This window comes from Amycolatopsis sp. NPDC098790 (assembly GCF_044759945.1).
In the GTDB taxonomy this organism is placed as follows: Bacteria; Actinomycetota; Actinomycetes; order Mycobacteriales; family Pseudonocardiaceae; genus Amycolatopsis.
Genome location: NZ_JBIWAI010000002.1, coordinates 1,429,842 through 1,451,604, shown reverse-complemented (window position 1 = coordinate 1,451,604; position 21,763 = coordinate 1,429,842). Strand labels below are relative to the sequence as shown.

The 21,763-nt window shown below is 68.1% G+C and carries 18 protein-coding genes and 1 tRNA gene; 11 read left to right on the top strand and 8 right to left on the bottom strand.

The features are described from left to right. Nucleotides 1-4: 4 nt before the first annotated feature. The 3 genes from ACIQWX_RS20510 to ACIQWX_RS20500 are packed head-to-tail and all read left to right on the top strand — an operon-like array spanning nucleotide 5 to nucleotide 3,040. On the top strand, nucleotides 5-1,276 hold the full coding sequence (locus ACIQWX_RS20510) for an extracellular solute-binding protein (protein WP_400873060.1): 1,272 nt from the start codon (nucleotides 5-7) through the stop codon (nucleotides 1,274-1,276). Nucleotides 1,277-1,280: 4 nt separating this feature from the next. After that, on the top strand, nucleotides 1,281-2,222 hold the full coding sequence (locus tag ACIQWX_RS20505) for a carbohydrate ABC transporter permease (RefSeq protein WP_400873057.1): 942 nt from the start codon (nucleotides 1,281-1,283) through the stop codon (nucleotides 2,220-2,222). Beyond that, nucleotides 2,219-3,040, top strand: coding sequence for a carbohydrate ABC transporter permease (locus tag ACIQWX_RS20500; RefSeq protein WP_400873054.1), 822 nt, complete (start codon nucleotides 2,219-2,221; stop codon nucleotides 3,038-3,040). The genes ACIQWX_RS20505 and ACIQWX_RS20500 overlap by 4 nt, the downstream gene beginning before the upstream one ends. 1,174 nt (nucleotides 3,041-4,214) lie before the next feature. Here the strand turns inward: ACIQWX_RS20500 and ACIQWX_RS20495 are convergent. Beyond that, the gene (locus tag ACIQWX_RS20495) at nucleotides 4,215-5,852 is read right to left on the bottom strand and encodes an ABC-F family ATP-binding cassette domain-containing protein (protein WP_400873051.1); all 1,638 of its coding nucleotides are present in this window, start codon (nucleotides 5,850-5,852) and stop codon (nucleotides 4,215-4,217) included. 143 nt (nucleotides 5,853-5,995) lie between these two features. Here ACIQWX_RS20495 and ACIQWX_RS20490 point away from each other — a divergent pair, with 143 nt between their 5' ends. From ACIQWX_RS20490 to ACIQWX_RS20465, 6 genes are all read left to right on the top strand, one after another. Then, nucleotides 5,996-6,907 carry a PaaX family transcriptional regulator C-terminal domain-containing protein gene (locus ACIQWX_RS20490; protein WP_086675251.1) on the top strand — a complete coding sequence of 304 codons (912 nt, stop codon included), beginning with the start codon at nucleotides 5,996-5,998 and terminating at the stop codon, nucleotides 6,905-6,907. A gap of 2 nt (nucleotides 6,908-6,909) precedes the next feature. Further along, nucleotides 6,910-7,689 (top strand): enoyl-CoA hydratase/isomerase family protein, encoded by a 780-nt coding sequence (locus tag ACIQWX_RS20485; protein WP_400873047.1) that lies wholly within the window; start codon nucleotides 6,910-6,912, stop codon nucleotides 7,687-7,689. 118 nt (nucleotides 7,690-7,807) lie between these two features. Then, nucleotides 7,808-10,063 (top strand): glycosyl hydrolase family 18 protein, encoded by a 2,256-nt coding sequence (locus ACIQWX_RS20480; protein ID WP_400873044.1) that lies wholly within the window; start codon nucleotides 7,808-7,810, stop codon nucleotides 10,061-10,063. A gap of 158 nt (nucleotides 10,064-10,221) precedes the next feature. Next, nucleotides 10,222-11,394 (top strand): alginate lyase family protein, encoded by a 1,173-nt coding sequence (locus ACIQWX_RS20475; RefSeq protein ID WP_400873041.1) that lies wholly within the window; start codon nucleotides 10,222-10,224, stop codon nucleotides 11,392-11,394. 117 nt (nucleotides 11,395-11,511) lie between these two features. Further along, a tRNA-Pro gene (locus tag ACIQWX_RS20470) sits at nucleotides 11,512-11,585 on the top strand. Between the two features lie 217 nt (nucleotides 11,586-11,802). Beyond that, complete coding sequence (locus ACIQWX_RS20465) at nucleotides 11,803-12,408, top strand: mobilome CxxCx(11)CxxC protein (protein ID WP_400873038.1); 606 nt, start codon at nucleotides 11,803-11,805, stop codon at nucleotides 12,406-12,408. Nucleotides 12,409-12,626: 218 nt separating this feature from the next. Here the strand turns inward: ACIQWX_RS20465 and ACIQWX_RS20460 are convergent, their stop codons facing one another. Next, entirely contained in the window at nucleotides 12,627-13,043 is a 417-nt protein-coding gene (locus ACIQWX_RS20460; RefSeq protein ID WP_400873035.1) for a tyrosine-type recombinase/integrase, read from the bottom strand. Between the two features lie 446 nt (nucleotides 13,044-13,489). Between ACIQWX_RS20460 and ACIQWX_RS20455 the strand changes: the two genes are divergently transcribed. Then, on the top strand, nucleotides 13,490-14,293 hold the full coding sequence (locus ACIQWX_RS20455) for an SAM-dependent methyltransferase (RefSeq protein WP_400873032.1): 804 nt from the start codon (nucleotides 13,490-13,492) through the stop codon (nucleotides 14,291-14,293). On the opposite strand, the gene ACIQWX_RS20450 is transcribed toward ACIQWX_RS20455, so the two are convergent. The 3 genes from ACIQWX_RS20450 to ACIQWX_RS20440 form a co-directional block, all read right to left on the bottom strand. Continuing rightward, complete coding sequence (locus tag ACIQWX_RS20450; protein WP_400873029.1) at nucleotides 14,283-14,639, bottom strand: ClpX C4-type zinc finger protein; 357 nt, start codon at nucleotides 14,637-14,639, stop codon at nucleotides 14,283-14,285. The two genes, ACIQWX_RS20455 and ACIQWX_RS20450, sit on opposite strands and share 11 nt — an antisense overlap. 26 nt (nucleotides 14,640-14,665) lie before the next feature. Beyond that, complete coding sequence (locus tag ACIQWX_RS20445) at nucleotides 14,666-15,070, bottom strand: hypothetical protein (RefSeq protein ID WP_400873026.1); 405 nt, start codon at nucleotides 15,068-15,070, stop codon at nucleotides 14,666-14,668. 80 nt (nucleotides 15,071-15,150) lie between these two features. After that, complete coding sequence (locus ACIQWX_RS20440) at nucleotides 15,151-16,368, bottom strand: GDSL-type esterase/lipase family protein (protein WP_400873023.1); 1,218 nt, start codon at nucleotides 16,366-16,368, stop codon at nucleotides 15,151-15,153. Nucleotides 16,369-16,455: 87 nt separating this feature from the next. Here ACIQWX_RS20440 and ACIQWX_RS20435 point away from each other — a divergent pair, with 87 nt between their 5' ends. After that, a complete protein-coding gene (locus ACIQWX_RS20435; protein WP_400873020.1) occupies nucleotides 16,456-16,731 on the top strand; it encodes a hypothetical protein in 276 nt (91 codons plus the stop codon). On the opposite strand, the gene ACIQWX_RS20430 is transcribed toward ACIQWX_RS20435, so the two are convergent. The 3 genes from ACIQWX_RS20430 to ACIQWX_RS20420 all read right to left on the bottom strand — a co-directional run bounded on the left by ACIQWX_RS20430 (nucleotide 16,728) and on the right by ACIQWX_RS20420 (nucleotide 21,677). Further along, nucleotides 16,728-17,567, bottom strand: a complete 840-nt coding sequence (locus ACIQWX_RS20430; protein ID WP_400873017.1) for a lysozyme — start codon at nucleotides 17,565-17,567, stop codon at nucleotides 16,728-16,730. The two genes, ACIQWX_RS20435 and ACIQWX_RS20430, sit on opposite strands and share 4 nt — an antisense overlap. Before the next feature lie 91 nt (nucleotides 17,568-17,658). After that, nucleotides 17,659-19,107, bottom strand: a complete 1,449-nt coding sequence (locus tag ACIQWX_RS20425; RefSeq protein ID WP_400873014.1) for a radical SAM protein — start codon at nucleotides 19,105-19,107, stop codon at nucleotides 17,659-17,661. After that, complete coding sequence (locus ACIQWX_RS20420) at nucleotides 19,107-21,677, bottom strand: glycosyltransferase (RefSeq protein WP_400873011.1); 2,571 nt, start codon at nucleotides 21,675-21,677, stop codon at nucleotides 19,107-19,109. The genes ACIQWX_RS20425 and ACIQWX_RS20420 overlap by 1 nt, the downstream gene beginning before the upstream one ends. Nucleotides 21,678-21,763: the final 86 nt, after the last annotated feature.

Here is a 21,763-nt window from a genome sequence, read left to right as displayed (position 1 = left end):
CTCGATGAGAAGGTTCCTCATGTTGGGGGCAGCGGCGCTCCTCGCCGTGAGCGCGTGCTCGGTCGGCTCGAACACCGGCAGCGGCGGCGCCGCGGAGATCACCTTCCTGACCTTCGAGACCCCGAACCTGACCCCGGCCTACTGGGACGCCGCGATCAAGCGCGTCACCGACAAGAACCCGGGGGTCAAGGTCAAGAAGCTCGTCGCGCCGACCGCCGACGGCCGGACGTCGTACGCGAAGCAGCTCCTGCAGTCCGGCCAGTTCCCGGACGTGATGATCGCCGTCGACTCGGCGGGCTTCGCCGAAGCGGGCAACCTCTACGCCTGGACGCCGAGCGAGCTCAAGGACTTCCAGTTCCCCGAGGCGAATCCGGTCCACGGCAAGTACTACCAGCTGCCCGCCAACACCCAGGCCATCCCGCCGATCTACTACAACAAGAAGATGTTCGCCGACGCGGGCATCGCCGCGCCGCCGAAGACGTGGGACGAACTCGTCGCCGACGCCGGCAAGCTGGCGGGCAAGGGCTATTCGCCGTTCACGATCGGCGGCGGCAAGGACGGCTTCCCGTCGTCGATGATCCTTTCCGGACTGGTCAGCACCGAGGTCTACAACGCGACGCCGGACTGGCTCACCCAGCGCCGTCAGGACAAGGTCAAGTTCGCCGATCCCGCGTTCCAGAAAGCGTTTTCGAAGCTGGCCGACCTCGCCTCGAAGGGGTACGTGGACAAGACGAGCGTGGCGCGCGACTACGCGGCGACCGAGCAGGCCTTCCTCGACGGCAAGAGCGCGATGTACCCGATGGGCAACTGGTTCGCCGCCAACGCCGACAGCAAGAAGCACGACTTCGAGATCGGCGTGTTCGACTTCCCCACCGAGGACGGCGAACTCGTCGTGCCCGCCTACACCGGCGGCGGCATGATCGTGAACGCCAAGGCCGCGAACCTCGACGCGGCCAAGAAGTTCGCGCTCGGCTTCCAGCTCGACAAGGACCAGCTCGACGCGTCGGTCAAGGCGGACGGCCTGTTCCCGGCGATCAAGGGCTACACCCCGCCGGCCGACGTCGGCCCGACCTTCAAGGCCGGCTACGACCTCTACACGAAGGCGGTGCAGCAGAACGCCGTGGTGCACGCGTTCCGCTGGGAGACCGCCGACGACGGGCTGCTGCCCGGCATGAAGGACAAGGTCGATCAGGCCGCCCAGGACGTCATCACGGGCCGCAAGTCCGTGGCCGACGCGTGCGCGTTCCTGGACACCGAGTGGGCGAAGGCGGGCTGACGCGTTGACCGCCGTCGCCTCCCCGCCCGTCCAGCGCCGCCGCTCCCCCACACATCGACGGCGGCGCAAGCCGATCCTGCCGCGGATCGGGCACTTCGCGTCGTTCGGCGCCCCGGGGGTGCTCGTCTACCTGTGCTTCGTGCTGGCGCCGATCCTGATCAGTTTCGGGTACAGCCTCACGAACTACAACCCGTTCAACCCGCCGGTGAAGTTCGTCGGCCTCGACAACTACCGGTTGCTTTTCGCCGACGAACAGTTCCTCACCGCGCTGAAGGTGACGACGATCCTGACGCTGATCGTGGTGATCGTCCCGAACCTCCTGGGCCTCGGTGTCGCGCTGCTGCTGGACCGGAAAGGGTGGCTGTACAACGCTTTGCGCAGCGTGTTCTTCACCCCGGTGATCTTGATTTCGGTCGTCGTCTCGATCGTCTGGTCCCGGCTGCTCGACGACCAGGGGCCACCGAACAATCTGTTGCGGACTCTCGGCGTCGCACACCCGCCGGGCTGGCTGTCCGATCCGGACGTCGCGCTGTACTCGGTGGCGTCGATCGTGTGCTGGCAAATGCTCGGGTTCTGCGTCGTGGTGTACCTCGCGGGTCTACAAGGAGTGCCCCAGGAGTTGCTGGAGGCAGCGTCGATCGACGGGGCCGGACCACTACGGCGGTTCCGGGCGGTCACGTGGCCACTGCTCGCACCGTCGCTGACGATCAACACGGTGGTGCTGCTGATTTCGGCGTTCAAGACGTACGACTACGTCAAGGTGATCACCAACGGCGGCCCGGGTTCGGGCGCCACGGCAACGATCGCGTTCGACGTCCTGCAGACCGGTTTCGACTCGAACCACGTCGGCTACGCGTCGGCGATGGCGGTGCTGATGCTGGTGATCGTCGCGGTCGTGACGACGGTCGTGCTGGGTTTCCTGCGCCGCCGGGAGGTGGACCTGTGACCCGGTCCTGGCTGCGGCCCACGGTCGCGCTGCTGGTCAGCGCGGTGTTCTTCGTGCCGCTGTACCTGGTGCTGACGAACGTGGTCAAGCAGGGCGACCTGATCGCGAAGGAGCCGGCGTCGCTGCCGCTGCCGCCGACGCTGGCGAACATCCACGCGGTCCTGACCCGGCCGGACGGTCTGTTCTGGGTCAGCCTGACCAACAGCGTCGTCGTGACGGTCTTGTCGATCCTGGTACTGACGGTGCTGTCGGCAATGCTCGGCCACTACCTGGCGCGGTCGGGCAAGCGGTGGACGAAGGTCCTGACGCTGGTGCTGCTGGCGGGGTTGATGATCCCGCCGCAGGTGATCCTGATCCCGATCACGGACGTCCTCCGGGTGACGCACCTGATGGCGACACTGCAGGGGCTGGTGTTGTTCAACGTCGGGTACTACGTGCCGTTCGGGGTGTTCGTGTTCACGGGGTTCATCCGCGGAGTGCCGGTGGAGCTGGAGGAAGCGGCGTTGCTTGACGGCGCAAGCCGCATGCAGGTGTTCTGGCGAGTGGTGTTCCCGCTGTTGCGCCCGGCAACGGCATCGGTGTTGATCTTCTTGGGAGTCTGGATCTGGAACGACTTCATCGACCCACTGATCATCTTGGGCCCCAGCCAGGGCACAACGATCACCACCGGCATCTACCGTTCGATCGGCCAGTACCAGGCGGACTTGGGAAGCGTGTTCGCACTGATGTTCTTGGCGACGCTGCCGGTGCTGATCTTCTACTTGGCCCTGCAGAAGCAGTTCGTGAAGGGCCTAACGGGCGGCGCAACAAAGGGTTGAGGGATGCGCTCACCCGAGAGCACCGCTCACCCACGCGGCAAGCAAGGCGCTCACAACCAAGAGCACCGCTCACCCGCGCAGCAAGCAAGGCACTCACAACCAAGAGCACCGCTCACCCGCGCGGCAAGCAAGGCACCCACATCCAAGAGCGCCGCTCTCCCCCAACGGCGACCGGCGCCCAGTCCCGAGAGCACCGCTCACACGCAAGATCGGGCACCGCTCAACTTCGAGAGCAGTGCTCCACCGAGAGCGCAGCGCTACCGCACACCAGCGCCCGGTGACCAGATCCGAGAGCACCGCTCCGGCCCAGCTTCCCCGTCACACTGAGACCCAAGAGCACTGCTCTCTCTAGCGAGCACCGTTCACGCTCCCGCACCACACCGCTCATTCACGAGCACCGCCCACGCCTCCGCAGCCCAACGCTCACTCGCCCGCCGGACGCCACCCACAACTCCGAGCCGCATCACCGCCGAACGCCCGCACGCAGCCCCGAGCCGTATCACTCACTCGCGAGCGCCACTCACGGTTCCGAGCCACGCCAGCCCTCCTCGAACACCACTCATCACTCCGAGCCGCATCGCTCACCGCCGAACCCCACTCAGAGCGCCGAGCCACATCGCTCACTCGCGAACGCCACTTACAGGCCCCGAGGCACGCTGGCTCACCTGCGAGCGCCCGCCACGCTCCCACGGCCCAACTCTCAAACCGAGAGCACCGCTCACGCGCGTCGGCAGGCGACGCTCAGCATCGAGTCAAGCTGTCGCGCAGCAGCGATCAGCGTTCAGATTCGAGAGCACTGCTCTGGCATGGCTCCGCACCCAGCCCCCAGGCGAGAGCATCGCTCACCCGCGCGGCGAGCAAGGCAAGCCTCTGCGCCCCAACCCCAAGCGAGAGCGCAGCTCGCAACCGAGGGCGCCGCCCACAATCGAGAGCACTGATCGCGTACTGACCTGACGAAGTGCTTACAAACGAGAGCACCGCTCTCCTCAGGTCGCGACCACCGCTCAGCTTCGAGAGCGCCGCTCTCGCAATGCCACACAGAACGCCACAGCAGATCTATCGATGGGCGCGGTCACCACTCGGATTCGAGAGCACCGCTCTCAAACCATAGCGAGCAGTGCTTCCACACGAGAGCACTGCTCACCAGCGCCAGCAACCGGAAGCGCCAACCGCCTCACAACTCGCGAACCTTCCCACCATCCACCTCAAGCCGCCGCCCCACATGAACAGCGTCCAGCATCCGCCGATCATGGGTCACCAACAGCAAGGTCCCCGGGTACTTGTCCAAAGCCGACTCCAACTGCTCAATAGCCGGCAGATCCAAATGGTTGGTCGGCTCGTCCAACACGAGCAAATTAACCCCACGCGCCTGCAACAGAGCCAGAGCAGCACGAGTCCGCTCCCCCGGCGAGAGCGTCGCAGCGGAGCGCAGCACATGCGCCGCCTTCAAGCCGAACTTGGCCAGCAGCGTCCGAACATCCGCGTCCGCGAGCTCCGGCACCTCCCGAGCGAAAGCCGAAGCAAGCGGAACGTCCCCGAGGAACAACCGCCGAGCCTGGTCGACCTCACCAACCACAACACCCGGCCCCAAAGCGGCAGACCCCTCGTCCAACGACAACCGACCGAGCAGCGCGGCCAGCAACGTCGACTTCCCAGAGCCGTTAGCCCCAGTGATGGCAACCTTGTCCGCCCAATCGACCTGCAGATCAACCGGCCCGAGCGTGAACCCACCCCGCCGGACCACCGCGCCGCGCAAGGTGGCGACCACCGCCCCCGCCCGCGGGGCCGCGGCGATCTCCATCCGCAGCTCCCACTCCTTGCGCGGCTCCTCGACGACCTCCAGACGCTCGATCATCCGGTCGGTCTGCCGCGCCTTCGACGCCTGCTTCTCCGTCGCCTCGGTGCGGAACTTGCGGGCCGCCTTGTCGTTGTCGGGCTGCTTCCGGCGCGCGTTCTTGACGCCCTTCTCCATCCACGCCCGCTGCATCCGCCCCCGCGCCTCCAGCGAAGCCTTGGTGTCGGCGTACTCCTCGTACTCCTCACGCGCGTGCCGGCGCGCGACCTCGCGCTCCTCGAGGTAGGCCTCGTACCCGCCGCCGTAGACGTTCACCTGCTGCTGCGCCAAGTCCAGCTCGACGACGCGGTCGACCGTCCGGGCCAGGAACTCGCGGTCGTGGCTCACCAGCACCGTCGCCGCCCGCAACCCGGACACGAACCGCTCCAGCCGAGACAGGCCATCCAGGTCGAGGTCGTTCGTCGGCTCGTCGAGCAGGAAGACGTCGTAGCGGCTCAGCAGCAGCGACGCGAGCCCCGCCCTGGCCGCCTGGCCACCCGACAGCGACGTCATCGGCTGGTCCAGGTCGACGGCGAGCCCCAGGTCGGCGGCCACTTCCGCGGAACGCTCGTCGAGGTCCGCGCCGCCGAGGTCGAGCCACCGGTCCAACGCAACCGCGTAGAGGTCGTCCGCGCCCGCCGAGCCCGCGGTCAGCGCAGAAGTCGCCGCATCGAGGTCCGCCTGCGCCGCCGACACACCCGTCCGCCGCGCCAGGAACGCCCGCACCGACTCGCCTTCGCGCCGCTCGGGCTCCTGCGGCAGGTGCCCGACGGTCGCGGTCGGCGGGTTCAGCCGGATCTCGCCGTCGTCGGGCTTGGCGAGCCCGGCCAGCGTCCGCAGGAGCGTCGACTTGCCGGCGCCGTTGACGCCGACCAGGCCGACGACGTCGCCGGGCGCGACCACGAGGTCGAGGCCGGAGAAGAGGATGCGGTCACCGTGGCCCGCGGCCAGGTCCTTCGCGACGAGAGTTGCGCTCATGAGGTGGCCAAGTCTACGGGCCCGTGCTGAACTGTCAGATCATGGTCAAAGCCACCGACTGTGTGTGTCCGGTGGCGCTTTGATCACTCAGTGTGGGTACCCTGTTCGGTTGTCGATACCCCCGCGCAGTGAGGTGGAACAGCATGGGCGAATCCGCTCCCCCGGTCACCCTCGGCCGCAGGCCGAAACCGAGGGAAGGCCGCCCGTCCGCGCCCCGGCCCACGGTGAGCCGGCGCCGTGAGGTCAGCCACGCGAGCGCGCGGTCGCTGCTGATGACCGTCCTCGGCGAATACACGCTGCCGCGCGACACGCCGGTCTGGACGTCGATGCTGGTCGAGGTGCTCGGCATCCTCGACATCGAGGAGAAGTCGGCGCGGCAGGCGCTGGCCCGCTCCGCCGCCGAGGGCTGGGTGGTCTCCGAACGCGTTGGGCGCCGCGTGCGCTGGTCGTTGACGCCGCCGGGACGCCGTCTGCTGACCGAAGGCGCCGAACGGATCTACGCTTTCGGCCGCGAAGAACGCCCGTGGAACGGGCAGTGGCTGATGCTCATCGTCTCCGTGCCGGAGGCCAAGCGCGACCTGCGCCACCGTCTCCGCACGCGGCTGACCTGGGCGGGCTTCGGCTCGCCGGTGGCCGGCGTGTGGGTCAGCCCGGACCTGAGCCGGCAGCGCGAGGCGCAGCAGATCGTCAACGAGCTCGGCCTCGACGCGCAGGCGATGTCCTTCACCGCCACGTACGGCGAGGTCGGCGAGCAGGAGACGATGGTCGCCCGGTCCTGGGACCTGACCGAGCTGAAGGACCGCTACGAGGACTTCATCGACCGGTTCACCGGCCTGCACCCCACCGGCGGCCGCGCGGTGCTGCGCGCGCAGACCGAGCTGGTGCACGAGTGGCGGCGGTTCCCGTTCCTCGACCCGCAGCTGCCCGCCGAGCTCCTGCCGGCGAAGTGGAGCGGGACGAAAGCGGCGGAACTGTTCCATCACAAACACGTCGACTGGCGTCCCGAGGCCCAGCAGTATTGGGACGACATCGTCGCCGCCGAAGAAGCAGGGTGAACATGACCGACCAGGTCCGCCTCGATCGTGACGGCGGGCTCGCCGTCCTGACCGTCGACGCTCCGCCGTTGAACCTCTACACGGCCGCCCTGCAGGACTCGCTCTCCTCGGCCATCGGCGAGCTGGAAGCGTCGCCCGCGCGGGCGCTGTTGATCCGCGCCGAGGGCAAGATCGTCAGCGGCGGCGTGGACGTCTCGCTGTTCGACGCCCAGGGCTCGCCGGCCGAGGCGAAGGTGCTTTTCGACGAGATGCTGGCGGTCCCGGACCGGATCGCGGCGCTGCCCTTCCCGACCGTCTTCGCCGCACACGGCCTGTGCCTGACCTGGGCGTTCGAGGTCGCGGTGGCGTGCGACCTGATCCTGGCGGCGTCGCGCGCGAAGTTCGGGCTCGTCGAGAAGGTCGTCGGGCTGACGCCGACCATGGGCGGCACGCAGCGGCTCGCCGGTCGCGCCGGCGTCGGGCGCGCCAAGGAGTTCGTGATGACCGGCGACACCTACGACGCCGCGACGCTCGAGCGCTGGAACGTCGTCAACCGCGTCCTGCCGGACGAGGGCTTCGACGACGCCGCGCGGGCCTTCGCGCGGAAGCTGGCCGACGGACCGACCCGGGCCCACGCGGCGACCAAGCGCGTCCTCGACCACTTCTCCGCGGGCGGCGTCCCGGAGGCGAACGCGCACATCACTTCGATCGCCGCCGAGCTGTTCGAGACCGAGGACCTCCGGGGCGCCGTCAAGTCGTTCCTCGCGGACGGGCCCGGCAAGGCGACGTTCTCGGGTCGTTAACAGTCCGTTCGGACAGCGGTTGCCGCCGTTCGGGCGTGCGCGGTTCTCGCCGCCGCGGGTTACCTTTGATGTGGTCTAGACCACGTCGTCCCCGCCCCGTGCCGCTTGGAGAACCGCCATGAGACGCACCTCCGCACGACTACGCTCCGCGCTCGCCGCCGTACTGATCGCGGTCGGCGGCACCGCGGCGCTCGCGCCACCCGCCGCCGCAGCCGGTTCGCTTACCGCCACCTTGGCGATGAGCGGCACCACCGGCACCTACACCGTCGCGAACACCGGCACCGCGTCGGTGAGCAACTGGGCCATCACCTTCACGCTGCCCGCCGGCATCACCGCCTCGACCGGCGAAAACGGCACGGTGACGCAGAACGGCACCCAGGTCACGCTCACCCCCGCGTACTACATCGCGACGCTGGCGCCGGGCCGGAACACCTACCCCTACAGCCCCACTTTCCGGCTCAGCGCCGCCGCGACGCCGACGCAGTGCCGCGTCGACAACGCCAACTGCGACGGTTCACCCGACACTCCCCCGGGCGCGCCGGCGAACCTGCGGCTGGTCGCGAAGACGACCAAGACGGTCGCGCTGGCGTGGAACGCCTCGACGGCCGGTTCATTGCCGGTGACCGGGTACGACGTCTATCAGGGCGCCTCCCTGGCGACGTCGGTGACCGGGACCGGCGCCACCATTTCCGGGCTCACGCCGGGCACGGCGTACTCCTTCACGGTGAAAGCCAAGGACGGCAAGGGAAACACGTCGCCCGCCAGCGCGGCGCTGGCCGTCACGACGAACAACCCGGCCGACGACACCCAGCCACCGTCGGCGCCGAGCGGCGTGCGCTCGACGGCCGCCGACTCGGGCAGCGTCTCCCTGGCGTGGACGGCCTCGACCGACAACACCGGCGTCGTCAGCTACGACGTCTACCGCGGGTCCACTTTGGCCACGACGGTGACCACGACGGCCGCTGTGGTGACCGGGCTGGCACCGTCCACTTCGTACACTTTCACGGTGCGCGCGCGGGACGGCTACGACAACGTTTCGGCGCCGAGCGCCGCGGTGACGGCTCGAACCGGCGACATCGTCTCGGGTTACGCCAAGGTCGGGTACTTCGTCCAATGGGGAATCTACGGACGCCAGTACTTCGTCAAGAACCTCGAGACGTCGGGCGCGGCGGCGAAGCTGACGCACCTGCTGTACGCGTTCGAGAACATCGACCCGGTGAACCTGACCTGCCTCTCCGGCGTCACGAAGGGCACGACGGCGAACCCGCAGGACCCCAACCAGGGCGACGGCGCGGGTGACGCCGAAGCCGACTACTCGCGGCCGTTCTCGGCGGCGCAGTCGGTCGACGGCGTGGCGGACACGGGCTGGGAGTCGTTGCGCGGCAACTTCAACCAGCTCAAGAAGCTCAAGGCGAAGCACCCGAACCTCAAGGTGCTGGTGTCGCTGGGCGGCTGGACGTACTCGAAGTACTTCTCCGACGTCGCGGCGACGGACGCGTCGCGCAAGAAGTTCGTCTCGTCGTGCGTCGACACGTGGATCAAGGGCAACATCGCGCCCTACGGCGGCGCCGGCGGCCCGGGCACCGCGGCGGGCATCTTCGACGGCATCGACCTCGACTGGGAGTGGCCGGCGAGCGCCGACGGCCACCCCGGCAACCACTGGAGCCCGAACGACAAGGACAACCTGACCGCCCTGCTGGCCGAGTTCCGCACGCAGCTCGACGCGTACGGCGCGACCACCGGCAAGCGGTACCAGCTGCACGCGTTCACGCCGGCGGACCCGGCCAAGGTCGCGTCCGGTTGGGACCTGTCCCGGGTTTTCAACTACCTGGACGTCGCCAACGTGCAGGGGTACGACTTCCACGGCTCGGGCAGCGACAATTCGTGGGAGCCGAACCGCACGGGCCACCAGGGCAACCTCTACGCCGACGCGGACGACCCGTACAACTTCCACTTCAGCGCGGAAAGCGCGATCAACGCGTACACGAATGCGGGCGTCGACCCGCGGAGGCTGACCCTCGGATTGGCGTTCTACGGTCGCGGCTGGCAAGGCGTCGCGGACGGCGGGAAGCACGGCGAGTGGCAGTCGGCGACCGGCGCCGCGCCGGGGCAGTTTGCCGAGGAAGCGGGCACCCGCGGGTACTCGAACCTGATGGCGAGTGTGCCGGCGTGCACGGTCTACCACGACACCGCGGCGGTCGCGACGTCGTGCTACACCGGCAACGGCGGCCAGTGGTGGACGTTCGACGACGCGTGGTCGATCGGGCTGAAGACCACGTGGCTCAAGCAGCGCGGCCTGCTCGGTGTCATGGCTTGGGAGATGTCGGGTGATACCGGGACGTTGATGAACGCGGTCAGCGCGGGTCTCGGCTAACGGTACGGCGATTCAGCCCGCTGAACGATTTTGTTCAGCGGGCTGAATCTTCCTTCAGGAGCAAAAGAAAGGGCTCTCCGCGGGTTGACGCGCGATGGTCTGGACCATGAGACTGCTTGCAGCGCGCTACCCCGGACACCGTCGTCTCGAGGAGAGCCATGTCCCGCTTGAGAAAAGTCGTCACGCTCGCCGCCATGGTGCCGCTTGCACTGGGCCTGGTCGCCACCCCGGCCCCCGCGGCGCCCGCGACGTTCACGCACCCGGGCGTGCTGGTCAGCCGCCCGCAACTCGACTTCGTCAAGACCCAGGTGAACGCCGGCGCCCAGCCGTGGAAAGCGGCGTACGACCAGGCGGTCTCGAGTTCCTACGCCTCTCTTTCCCGCACGCCGAAACCGCGCGCGGTCGTCGAATGCGGGTCCTATTCGAACCCGAACTACGGGTGCACCGACGAGCGCGAAGACGCCATCGCGGCGTACACGGACGCGCTGATCTGGTACATCTCCGGCGACGCCCGCTACGCGCAGAAGGCGATCGCGCTGATGGACGCGTGGTCGGCGACGATCACGAGTCACACCAACAGCAACGCGCCGCTGCAGACGGGTTGGGCGGGCTCGTCGTGGCCCCGCGCGGCGGAAATCATCAAGTACACGTATTCGAGCTGGCCGAACTCGGCCCGCTTCGGCACGATGCTCCGCAATGTGTACTTGAACAAAATCATCAACGGCAGCAACAGCAACGGCAACTGGGAACTGTCCATGATGGAGGCTGCGGTCGGAATTTCGGTCTTCCTGGAGGACAAGACGAACTTCGACAAGGCGGTAACGCGCTACCGCAACCGCGTCGCGGCGTACGTGTACCTGTCATCGGACGGCGCGTTGCCGAAGACGGTCCCGGGCAGCGGGCTGTCGACCCGGGATCAGATCGTCGGCTACTGGCAGGGCCAGTCGACGTTCGTGGACGGCCTGACGCAGGAGACCTGCCGCGACTTCACCCACACGGGCTACGGCATAGCGGCGATCGCGGACGTGGCGGAGACGCTGCGCATCCAGGGCCAGGACGTGTACGGAACGGACGTGGGCGAGCGCTTGCGGCAGGCGTTGGGCTTCCAGTCGAAGTACCAGCTGGGCACGGCGGTGCCGTCGTGGCTGTGTTCCGGGTCGCTGAAGCTCGGCCTGGGCCCGGTGACGGAGGTGGGCTTCAACGCGCTCCACACGCGGTTGGGCATCGCGATGACGAACACGCAGACGCTGACGGAGCGCCAGCGCCCGGCGGGGCCGAACAACTTGTTCGTGGCGTGGCAGACCTTGACGCACGCTGCGAACCCGGCTTGATCTTGGGGCGGTCCGCCTGGCCTGCGTTTCCGCAGGTCAGGCGGATGAGGGCCCCGCGTGCAGGCGGCTTCGGCGGGCACGCTAGAGTACTTCTCACGCACTCAGCGAGTGCGGGTCCGGGCTGTGGCGCAGTTTGGTAGCGCACTTGACTGGGGGTCAAGGGGTCGCAGGTTCAAATCCTGTCAGCCCGACGGACACAGAAGCCGCTTGGTCTGGGTGAAAGCCCAGGTCGGGCGGCTTTCTTGCTCTCGACTACGCACACCTGCGTCCCCAACTGCACGAGAGGCCCGGGGACCACATAGGGACCAGCCAGTCGAGCTCAAGCCCCCGAGCGTAGTCTGACCAATCTGCAGTGGCCCCCATCGCCCAAGTGGATCAATGCAAACAACGATAGACACCGGAGGTCCTGTGGAGTCGTCGGACTCGCCAGCGCCGAACTCGCAGCCCGACCCTGCCGAAGTTATCCGACGCGACTGTCTGAAGCGGGCCGTCGAAGCCTTCGGAACTGCGTCCGTATTTGAGTGGCGTTCACATCGACTCACCTGGCACCTCCAGCTGATCACCTTCGCCGGCCTCGTGGTTCCTGTAGTCGTGGGACTTTTAGCCTTGAGCTACGGTGCAGGCTTCAAGGCACTACCGCTAATTATCATAATTGGCTCAGCACTCGGAACCGCGCAGGTGATATTTTCTCTATGGTCGCTCGTCGCACGCTGGGTCGAAGCGCAAGGCTATGCCGTCGAGTCGATGATTTCGAATCGCAGACTTTTTGGACAGTACGTCAAGACGGCACGAGACCTAACACTCGATCTCGGCGAACTCAAGCTCCGTTACGAAAGCCTCGTCGCCGAAGACACCTCTCGGCGAGAGCAGGACACGAAGTGGAACCTGAAAGCCAAGGAACGCCGAAAAGGGCTTCGCGCTGGACTGCGTGAACTCGGGATACCCTGCACAGCATGCAAGGAGACACCGGTAGCGATGACAGCCACAAAGTGCGACCTTTGCGGAAACTTCTAACACGATTGGAAAGACAATGGATTACGAAGTAGCAAGAATTCTTAACGCATACACAGAATTGCGACCAAGCCAGCAACAGGAGCTTGTCTCAGAACTCAACGCATACATCTCCGCACCTTATGAGCGCAAAATAACACTGACTCGCGAAGCAAAACGCTTCATGAAAGTTGAACTCGGCCCTGTCGGGATTACATGCCCAATGTGTGGAAAATAGCAAACTATATAACTTGAAGCTTAGGTTCGCGCGGCACAGACAAGTGCGCACTGAGCAAACTTCCAGCCGCTATCACGGTCCGTTTGTCTGGGTGGAGGTAGCGTTGCGTTGTCGAGATAGAGCCATGGCCTGCGATTTCTCGCAAGTGGTGAATTGGTACACCTGCATCCGCCATCCAGGTCAGACCCGTATGACGCAAGTCATGACGTCTTAGTTGTTCGTATCCGAGCTTCGCCACTATGTCGTCCCATGCCGTCGCGTCGCGAAGCACCGCAGTCGTAATTCGACCGCCGCGCGGGCCCTTGAACAGCCGGCCGTCTAGGTCGTTATCAGCTAAGGCAATACGGCGCTTGACCAGCTCCCGTATCTCTTCGATCACCGGTACGGTTCGGGCTCGCTTCCCCTTCGTCCCTTTGTCCACTAGTCAGAGGTCAGGAAGAAGCAAGCACCCGCGAGAACTGATGACAGACAAAACCGCAGCTCAGCGCACCTAAGAGGCAGAAACGCCGAGGTCGAGCAGAACCCCCGAGCAGATCATCGCGATCTGGTCCGCCAAGCCCGCCTTGGGGACCACCAGGGGACCGCACGTCGTGCGCACTGATGAACGACCAGGCAGTTCTGACACGCCTGTTGATCACGCGCAGGGGCTCTGAGCTGCGAAAACCCCGACTCCCCCGTCCTGGGGGTCAAGGGGTCGCAGGTTCAAATCCTGTCAGCCCGACGGACAAGCCACGTTTACGCAGGTGAGCGTGGCTTTCGTCGTACCTGGGGCCGGTCCGCGACCGAAGCCACGCACCGCCGCACATGCCCGGGTGACGCCCGAAGATCCGATAAGGTGGCCGGAGCCGATTCGAGGGGGGCCACCCGATGACCGATCAAGAAGGTGCGGACTGGATTCCGCCCGGAGCCGACCTTTCGCGGCCCAGCGCCGCTCGGATCTACGACTACCTGCTCGGCGGAGCCCACAACCTCGCCGCCGATCGGGCTGTTGCTCAGAAGCTCGAACGCATCCAGCCGCAGGTTGCGAGCGTGGCCCGGCGGAACCGGGCCTTTCTGCGGCGGGCCGTGCGGTTCATGCTCGACCAGGGCGTTCGGCAGTTCCTCGACCTCGGGTCCGGTATTCCGACCGTCGGCAACGTGCACGAGGTCGCTCAGGCTGTCGATCCCGCGTCGAAGGTTGTCTACGTCGACTACGAACCCGTTGCCGTTGCGCACAGTTTCATGCTGCTCAAGGACAACCCGAACGCCCAGGCGCTCGAGGCCGATGCCACCGACACCGAAGCCGTGCTCGACTCCGGGCCCGTCAAGGACCTGCTCGATCTCGACCAGCCCGTGGGGCTGCTCGCCATCACCCTCGGGCACTACCTGCCGGAGGTCGAGGGCGTCTTCGGTGCCTACCGCGACGCGCTCGCGCCCGGCAGTCACCTTGCGCTGACCCACCTCACCAACGACTTCGCCGTGTTGAGCGACCCCAAGATCGCCGAAACCATGCGGTCGACGCAGGACCACATCTACCCGCGGTCGAAAGCGGAGGTGCTCGCCCTCTTCGACGGGTTCGAACTCGTCGAACCCGGGCTGACGACGTCCGCGAACTGGCGGCCGGACCGCGTTGCCGCCGTAGTCGATCCCGAAGAGGACGGCCTCTACGCCGGCGTGGGCATCAAGCGGTAGAGCCGAAGCGCTCCCACGCAGACTGCCGGGTCATCCCCAGCGCCTCGCCGATCTGCGCCCACGTACCGCCGAGCGTTCGCGCCTTGCCCACCCACGCGGCGAGGTTCTCCTGAACCTGCGCGGTGGCGGCCGCGACCGGGCGCAGGTTCTGCAGCACCTGTTCGAGCGGCAGGTCGTGCTCCCACGGCGCGATGAGCGGCGCGTCCGCCGGCTTGCCTTCGATCACCGACACGCACAGCTGGACGCACCCGTCGCAGATGAAGACACCCGGCCCGCCGACGAGCGTGTCGACCTCGGTGTTCGGCTTGGCGCAGAACGAACAGCGCGCGATCACCCCAGTGGTCATCCCGACCTCCTTTGTCAGGACGGACCTTACAGCCGTAAGGCCGAGCCTGACAAGCTCAGGAAGTTCGACGTCCACTCGGCGAGCTCGGCCATCCGCGACGTCAGCTCTTCGATCTCGGCCCAGCGCCGGTGCTCGCGTTCCAGGTCCGGCACGAGGAAGTCCTCGACGAGGAGCAGCAAAGTGGCGATCTCGTAGGCGACGTCCGCGAGCTGCAGGAAGGGCCGGTACTCGGCCTCGGAGCCGGTCCCGTTCCGCGCGGCCCAGTCGCGGGCGCCGAGGCCGGCGGTGCGGCAGACGGACTCGACCGAGCGCCGGATCGCCCCGCGCCGGGAGTCGGGCCGGGAGCCGGGCCGCCCTTCGGTCAGCGGGGCGACGTTCCAGGCCACGGACAGCAGACAGCACCCGGCGTCGTCCATTGAGTTGTGCTTCACGCGACGTACTCTGCGGACTCGCAGGCACAGTCCCGACGTTCCGACTCGCCCCGTCACCTCATCGTGTGGAGAACCGGCCCCTATCGGGCGAGCATCGGCACCGAAATGAAGTCCGCCAACGCCTGCTGCCCCACCGCGTTCGCGTGGATCCCGTCGCCGTTGTCGTACGCCGGGAGGATGCTGTTCGGCTTCAGCGGGTCCTTCAGCACCTCGTCGAAGTCCAGCACTCCCGAACACGTGCCGCCGCAGGAAGCCCAGCGGGACACGAACAGGCCGATCTCGTGACGCGCCACGTTCGCCGCGTCGCTGTAGCCCGGGCGGGGCGTGCTCGGCGTGACGTACACCGCGATCCCCGCCGCTCGCAGCCGCTGGAACACCGCTCGGTAGCTGGCCAGGATCGTCTCCGCGTCGCAGCCGTACGCCAGGTCGTTCGTGCCGTAGTAGTAGATGACCGACTTGACGCCGTGCAGCGCCAGGACGTCCCGGTCGAGGCGGCTTCCCGCGTCCAGGCCCGCCACCGACGGCGGCATCCCCGGGCACGTCGGCGCGCTCGTCGTGCCCGAGACGCCGGCGTTCGCGACCGCCAGCGACGACGGCACGAGGCGCCGCGCCAGGTCGTCCGTCCAGCGCTTGTCCGCGCCCAGCTGGGTGCAGCCCGGGCCGCAGTTCGTGCTGCCGATCCCGTCCACCACCGAGCTGCCGAACGGGACGACCGTCCCGCGCAACGCCGTGTTGTGCACGTCGACCGCGCTGACCACGTACGTCGAACCGACCGTCGACGTGAAAGCCGCGCCCGAGGCGTCGGCCGTGTGGTCACCCGCGCCGGTCGCGGTCAAGTAGTTGTCGCGCAGTCCCGCGCCGTGCCGGCCGACCACGGCCGTGCCCGGGACGAACATGCTCACCGCGAGGTTCGTGTCCGGGCGGGTCGCGAGGCGGGTCTCGTCGCTCCAGACCTCGCCGCCCGCCGGGATCGTCACCGACGGCCGGCCGGCGAACGTCAGGTCACGCGCTCCCGACACGCCCGCGCCGGACGTGCTGAGGCCGGCCGTCGCGTGGCCGATCGTCAGCGGGCCCGTGCCGAACGTGTTCTGGAGCCGGACGCGCACCGCGTCGCCGCCCTGGCTCAGGTGGGTGATCATCCGCAGGGACTGGCCGGACACCGGTGCGTCGGCGCGGCCGTCCTGGGACTGCGCCCACGACGTGAACCACGCGTGCGCCGCCCCGGCGGCACCCGGCGCCGACGCGACGACCAGCGCGGAAATCGTGGCCAGGACAGCGATCCGATGGGCTGCTCGCATTCGACCGATGGTAGGGAGCGGCTCACGAAACCGGCAAGAAGCCTGTCCGATGTTGTCAGCGCCCCGGTTTCCCGGTTCGATGCGAACATGACGCTGCGAGGTCTGCCCCGACGAGCCGAGAGCGCACCGCGGCTCTTCGGCGAACCGCACGAGACTCCCGACGGCACGACCGTGATCACCGTGACGAACCCGCCCGGGGTGTTCGCGATCCGTGACGGCCGGGCCAAGTTCGAGCCGGCCGTCGACGCGACGCGCGTGATGCTGCTGGCCGTCGGCACCGGGCTGGTCGCCGCGACCCTCGGCACGCTGGCCGTGCTGCGGCGGCCGCCGTGGCCGGACCTGACGGGCCGCTGGGAGCGTTAGGCCGCCCCGCCGGCCAGCGCCACGACCCGGCCGAACGGGCCGTTGTAGTAGTTCTGGTCCCCCGGCAAACCGCCGCCGCGGGCGAACTGCCAGATGCTCTGCTTGTCCCAGCCCGCCGGGAGCTCCCCGACCGCCGGGCCGTAGCGCGCGAGCCACAGCGGGTTCGTGTTCCCGAACCCGGACGCGTTACCCGTGCACAGCTTCCACCACGCCGTGCTGGTGTAGATCAGCGCGCTGCGCTTGACCTTCGCCAGGTACGTGCGCGTGAAATCGGCGATCCACGCCGTCATGTCGGCCGGGTTCTTGCCGTAGCAGACGTCGCCGTACGGGTTGTACTCGATGTCCAGCGCGCCCGGCAGCGTCTTGCCGTCGGCGCGCCAGCCGCCGCCGTGGGCGATGAAGTACTCCGCCTGCTCCGCGCCACCCGAGATGTCGGGCCGGCCGAAGTGGTACGCGCCGCGGATCAGCCCCGCGTTGTGCGCGCCGTCGTACTGCTGGCCGTACTGCGGGTTGACGAACCCGGTGCCCTCGGTCGCCTTGACGTAGGTGAACTTCGCGCCACCCGCCGACGCGGCCGCCCAGTCGACGGCGCCCTGGTGCCCGCTGACGTCGTGCCCGAGCGTCTGGTCGGTCGTGTCCGCCCGGGCCGCGCCCGGCACCACGCCCTCGTGCAACGCGATCTGCGTGCCCGCGAAGTTCGCGGCCGCGAGCGAGTAGTCGGGCGAGGCGTTCGCGGGGGCCGCCACGACCACCGACGCGAGCGCGGCCAAGGCGCCCGCGGCGGCGAGCCGGGGCCGCCACCGCTGTTCGTCGTGTCCGGCAACGGTTCGGCTCATCGGGGCTCCGATCTCGGTACTGGCACGTCCGGAACCCATGCTGCCCGCCCGAGTCGCTCCCCGCGAGCGATGTGTCACTCGATGTAGTGATCTACAGCTCGGCGGTGATGATCGCCTCGACGAGCACCTCCCCCACCGGGGTGAGTTCGACGACGCCGTCGTGCGGACGCAGCTCGACGAGCCCCCGCGCGGCCAGCGACCGGAACTTCCCCAGCCACGGTTCCGCGAACAGCGACCGTCCCGGGAACCGCGCCGCGTGCAGGGAATCCCGCAACGGCTGCAGCGTCGTCAGCGCCATCTTCACCGCCCGCGCCTCCTGCGCTTCGGGCGTGAACCGCGTCGCCGAGCCCAACGGGATCCGGCCGGCCGACACCGTTTCGATGTAGCGGCGAGAGTTGACGTCGGTGATCGCCTCGGACGCGCGGCAGCTCGACGAACCACCCAGCCCGATCGCGACCTCGGGCTCCTGCTTGTCCTGGTCGACCATGATGGCCTTCCACTTCTCGGGCCCGAGGCCCGCGCGCGCGAAGTACATCGTCGGGTGCTCGGTGTAGCCCGCCGCGCGCAGGCCGCCGGTGAGCAGCTCGCGCATCTGGTACTGCTCGCCGAGCGTCGGCCAGCGGTGGCCGTCGCGCACCAGCTTGTCCCGGTACGCCGGCAGCTGCCACGCCGCCGGCTTCTCGCCGGTGACGCCGGTGCGGGTGTCGCTGTAGGACGCCAGGTGCAGCTTCGTGCACACGACCGCCGTGACTTCGTTCTCCAGCACGACGTCGAGGTCGCGGCGGACGCTGTCCAGGGTCTGGTCGAGCAGGCCGTACATCAGGTCGATGCTGACCCATTCGAAGCCCAGCGAAGCCGCGTTGCGGACGAAGTCGACGCACATCTGCGACGAGTGCTCGCGGCCGCACAGCTCCAGGACGTGGTCGTCGAACGACTGGACGCCGCTGGAGAGCTTGGTGCAGCCCAGTTCGCGCAGCAGCGAAAGCTTGGCCGGGGTGAACGTGCTCGGGTCGCCCTCGAACCGGATGGTCGTGCCGGGGGTGAACCCGAACTCCGAGCGGTAGAACTCCAGCAGGCGGCGGATCTCCGGCTCCGGCAGCAGCGACGGCGTCCCGCCGAAGACGTTGAACTCCCCCACTTCCGCGCCACGCAGGTTCGGCACGGCGTCCAGCCACAGTTTCGCCTCGGCGATGTTGAGATCGACCCAGTGCTTGGCTTTCTCGTACTGCACTTCGGATTTGCCCTTGACCAGCACCACCGGGTACTGGCAGAACCGGCACCGATAAGCACAAGTGGGGATGTAGGACCAGAGGTGGATCGGACCGGACGACGCCAGCTGGGCGTCCAGGTCGCGCAGGAAGTCCGACGGCGAACCGGGGACGTTGCCCGGAAACACGTGCGCCCCGAACGGGTCCTCCTGCACGAAGTCCAGCAGGTGCCGGTTCTCCGGCGCCTCGAGGACGTCGAGCACCGCGGGCCGCGGCCACGCGGGGTCGAGCGCGTGCAGCGAGCCGATCGCCTCTTCGTAGGCGAGGGTCATCAGAACACCCCTCCGTTGCCGAAGTAGTTGTGGGCCTCTCCCGATTCGCGGTCTTCGCAGTAGTAGTGGACGAATTCGGCGAACCGCGCCGCGGGCACCTCCGCCAGGCAGGGCGGCAGGGGCGGCGGGTGACCGATGTCCTCGCCGACGTGCCGGCGCAGGCAGGCGAACAGCTCGTCGGCGAATTCGAAGTACAGCCGGTACGACGGCGTCTTGTACGCGTGGATCGGCGTGAAGTCGACGACGCGCATCTCGTCGCGGATTTCGGCGATCCGCCGCGCGAGCCGGGCGGCCAGGTCGGCGCCGAAGAACGCGATGACGGCGTCGTCCTCCAGCAGCGCCGGGGTCAGCAGCACCGGCAGGATCGTGTTCTTCGGCGTGAAGTCCTTGATGGAGAACTCCCACGCCTGCTGGGCTTCGGCTTCGGTCAGATCCCCGCCGGCCGCCGGCGTGGCGGGGCGGATGTCGCGCATGACGATGATGCCGTCGGAACCGTAGGCGCGGCCGGCGATGACTTCGTCGATGGCGTGGTCGACGCGCCGCGGGTTGATCTCGACGCGCGAGCGAGGCGCGTACGTGATCGCGTCGCCGCCGCTGGCGACCTTGATGCCGAAGTCCCAGTCGTCGGACAGGTGGCTGACGAACTCGCCGTCCTGCAGCTGGTAAAAGATTTCGATCCCGCCCGCGCGCTCGTAGGCGTCGCGCTCGACGGCGAAGCCCTTGCCGTCGGGAAAGCCGCCGAACAGCGAAAACGTGACCGCGCGGCACCGGAGCGTCCGCTGGATCGCGTCCCACAGCCGCGGCCGCCCGGTGAAGTGCGAAGCGTTGTAGTAGTAGTCGCAGACGCCGATGGCGGCCTTGCTCGACTCCATCGCGGCGAACAGTTCGCTCAGCCAGTGCGGGTCGACGCGGCAGTCCGCGTCGGCCGACACGAGGTAGAACCGCTCGGCGGGATCGGTGTCGGGCCGGTTGCGGCTGCGCGCGAGCGCGAAGTCCATTCCCGCCCGGCGCGCGCACGAGACACCCTGCTCGGGCTCGTGGATCACGTGCACCGGCAGATCCGGGTGGGACGCCGCGAAGGCGCGCGCGACGGCGACCGTGTCGTCGGTCGAGTTGTTGTCCACCAGCACGACTTCGTACTGGCTCTTGTCGAGTGCACCGCGCTGGTCGTGCAACGTCCGCAGGACCTCCGGGAGGTTCGCCGCTTCGTTGTAGACCGGCAGCACGACGGAAAGCCGCGTGGCGGCGCCCATCGGCGGCGGGTACAGCCGATCGACGAGGTCGGCGGCGACCCCCGTGCCGAAGTGCGCCTGCCCGAGTTCGGAGTTCGCCCGCACCACGTCCGCCCGTTTCCCTTCGTCGGTGATCAGCTCGGCCACTTCGCGGGCGAACGCCGCGTCCGGCAGGTCACGGGCCCGGATGTCCAGCACCGGTGCCCGGAACCCCTTGCGCCCGTAGACGACGTCGTACAGCTCGTACCCGCTGGTGATGTACGGCGTCCCGGAGGCGATCGCCTCGCTGACCGGGTTGCCGTAGCTCTCGTAGTCGTAGGAGGTCAGGAACGACACGACCGTCGCGTGCGCGAGGAGGTCCCGCACCGAATACCGGCCGGGGACGCTCGTGTCGTACGGCGTCAGCCAGCCGCCGAACACGACGCGGTCGCGGACACCGAGCTCCTCGGCCAGCCGCACCAGCCGCGTGTGCTCGGCGGGCGCCTCTTCGACGTCGCCGGCGACGAACAGCCACGCGGCCGGCAACAGCGTGAGCAGGTGCAGGTCCCGGTCGATGCGCTTCTGCGGGATGATCCGCGTGATCCGGGCCAGCAGCGGGACGCCGTCGGGGATGCCGTGATCACGACGGAAACCCGAGGAGCGCTCGTCGATCCGCGCGGGCGCGATGGTGAACGCGTTGGGCAGGACGTCGATGTTCCGCAAGCCGGGAACCCACTCCAGGGTTTTCGCCAACGCCTGGTCGTGCAGCGCGAAGTAGTGGATGTGCGGCGAGTTCCGCGGCGCGGGGACGCCGGGGTACGGGAACCGGCCGTACTTGGCGATGCCCGGCTCGCTCTGCCACATCAGGTCGTGGTCGCGCCAGAACACGAACCGGCCGAGCCGGTGCCGGGTGCCGTAGCGGCCGATCGCGCGGTAGAGCGCTTCGGTGTAGGCGATGTTCTCGGGCAGGGTCCCGTTCTCCACCATGACCATCGTGACGCCGAGGCGTTCCCACGTCGCCACGATGCGCTCGGCCAGTTCGCCGGCGATCCGGTCGATCTCCGGGCGCAGCGCCTCGTCGCCGTGCTGGACGACTTCGCGCAGGGTCCGTTCGACGAACTCCCGGTCGTAGCCGCGGATCCCGTCGACGCCCTCGACGCGGTCCAGGGTGACCCACTCCGGCAGCAGCCCGGCTTCGCCGCGGTAGGGCCGGAAGAACGCGCCCTTGTCGGGCCGGATGTCGTAGCCGAGGTCGAGGTGGACGCGGTGGCCGGCGAACCGGCGCGCCGTCTTGAGGAACTCGACCACGACCCCGGACAGCGGAGTGGCGTCGAAGGACACGCCCCAGAGGACTGACATCGATGTCGGACTCCCGTCTCGGCTTCGCCGTCACTTCCAGCGTACGGGGTGTGGCGGCGGGTGGCCGCGTGAGCAGAGAGCGCTTT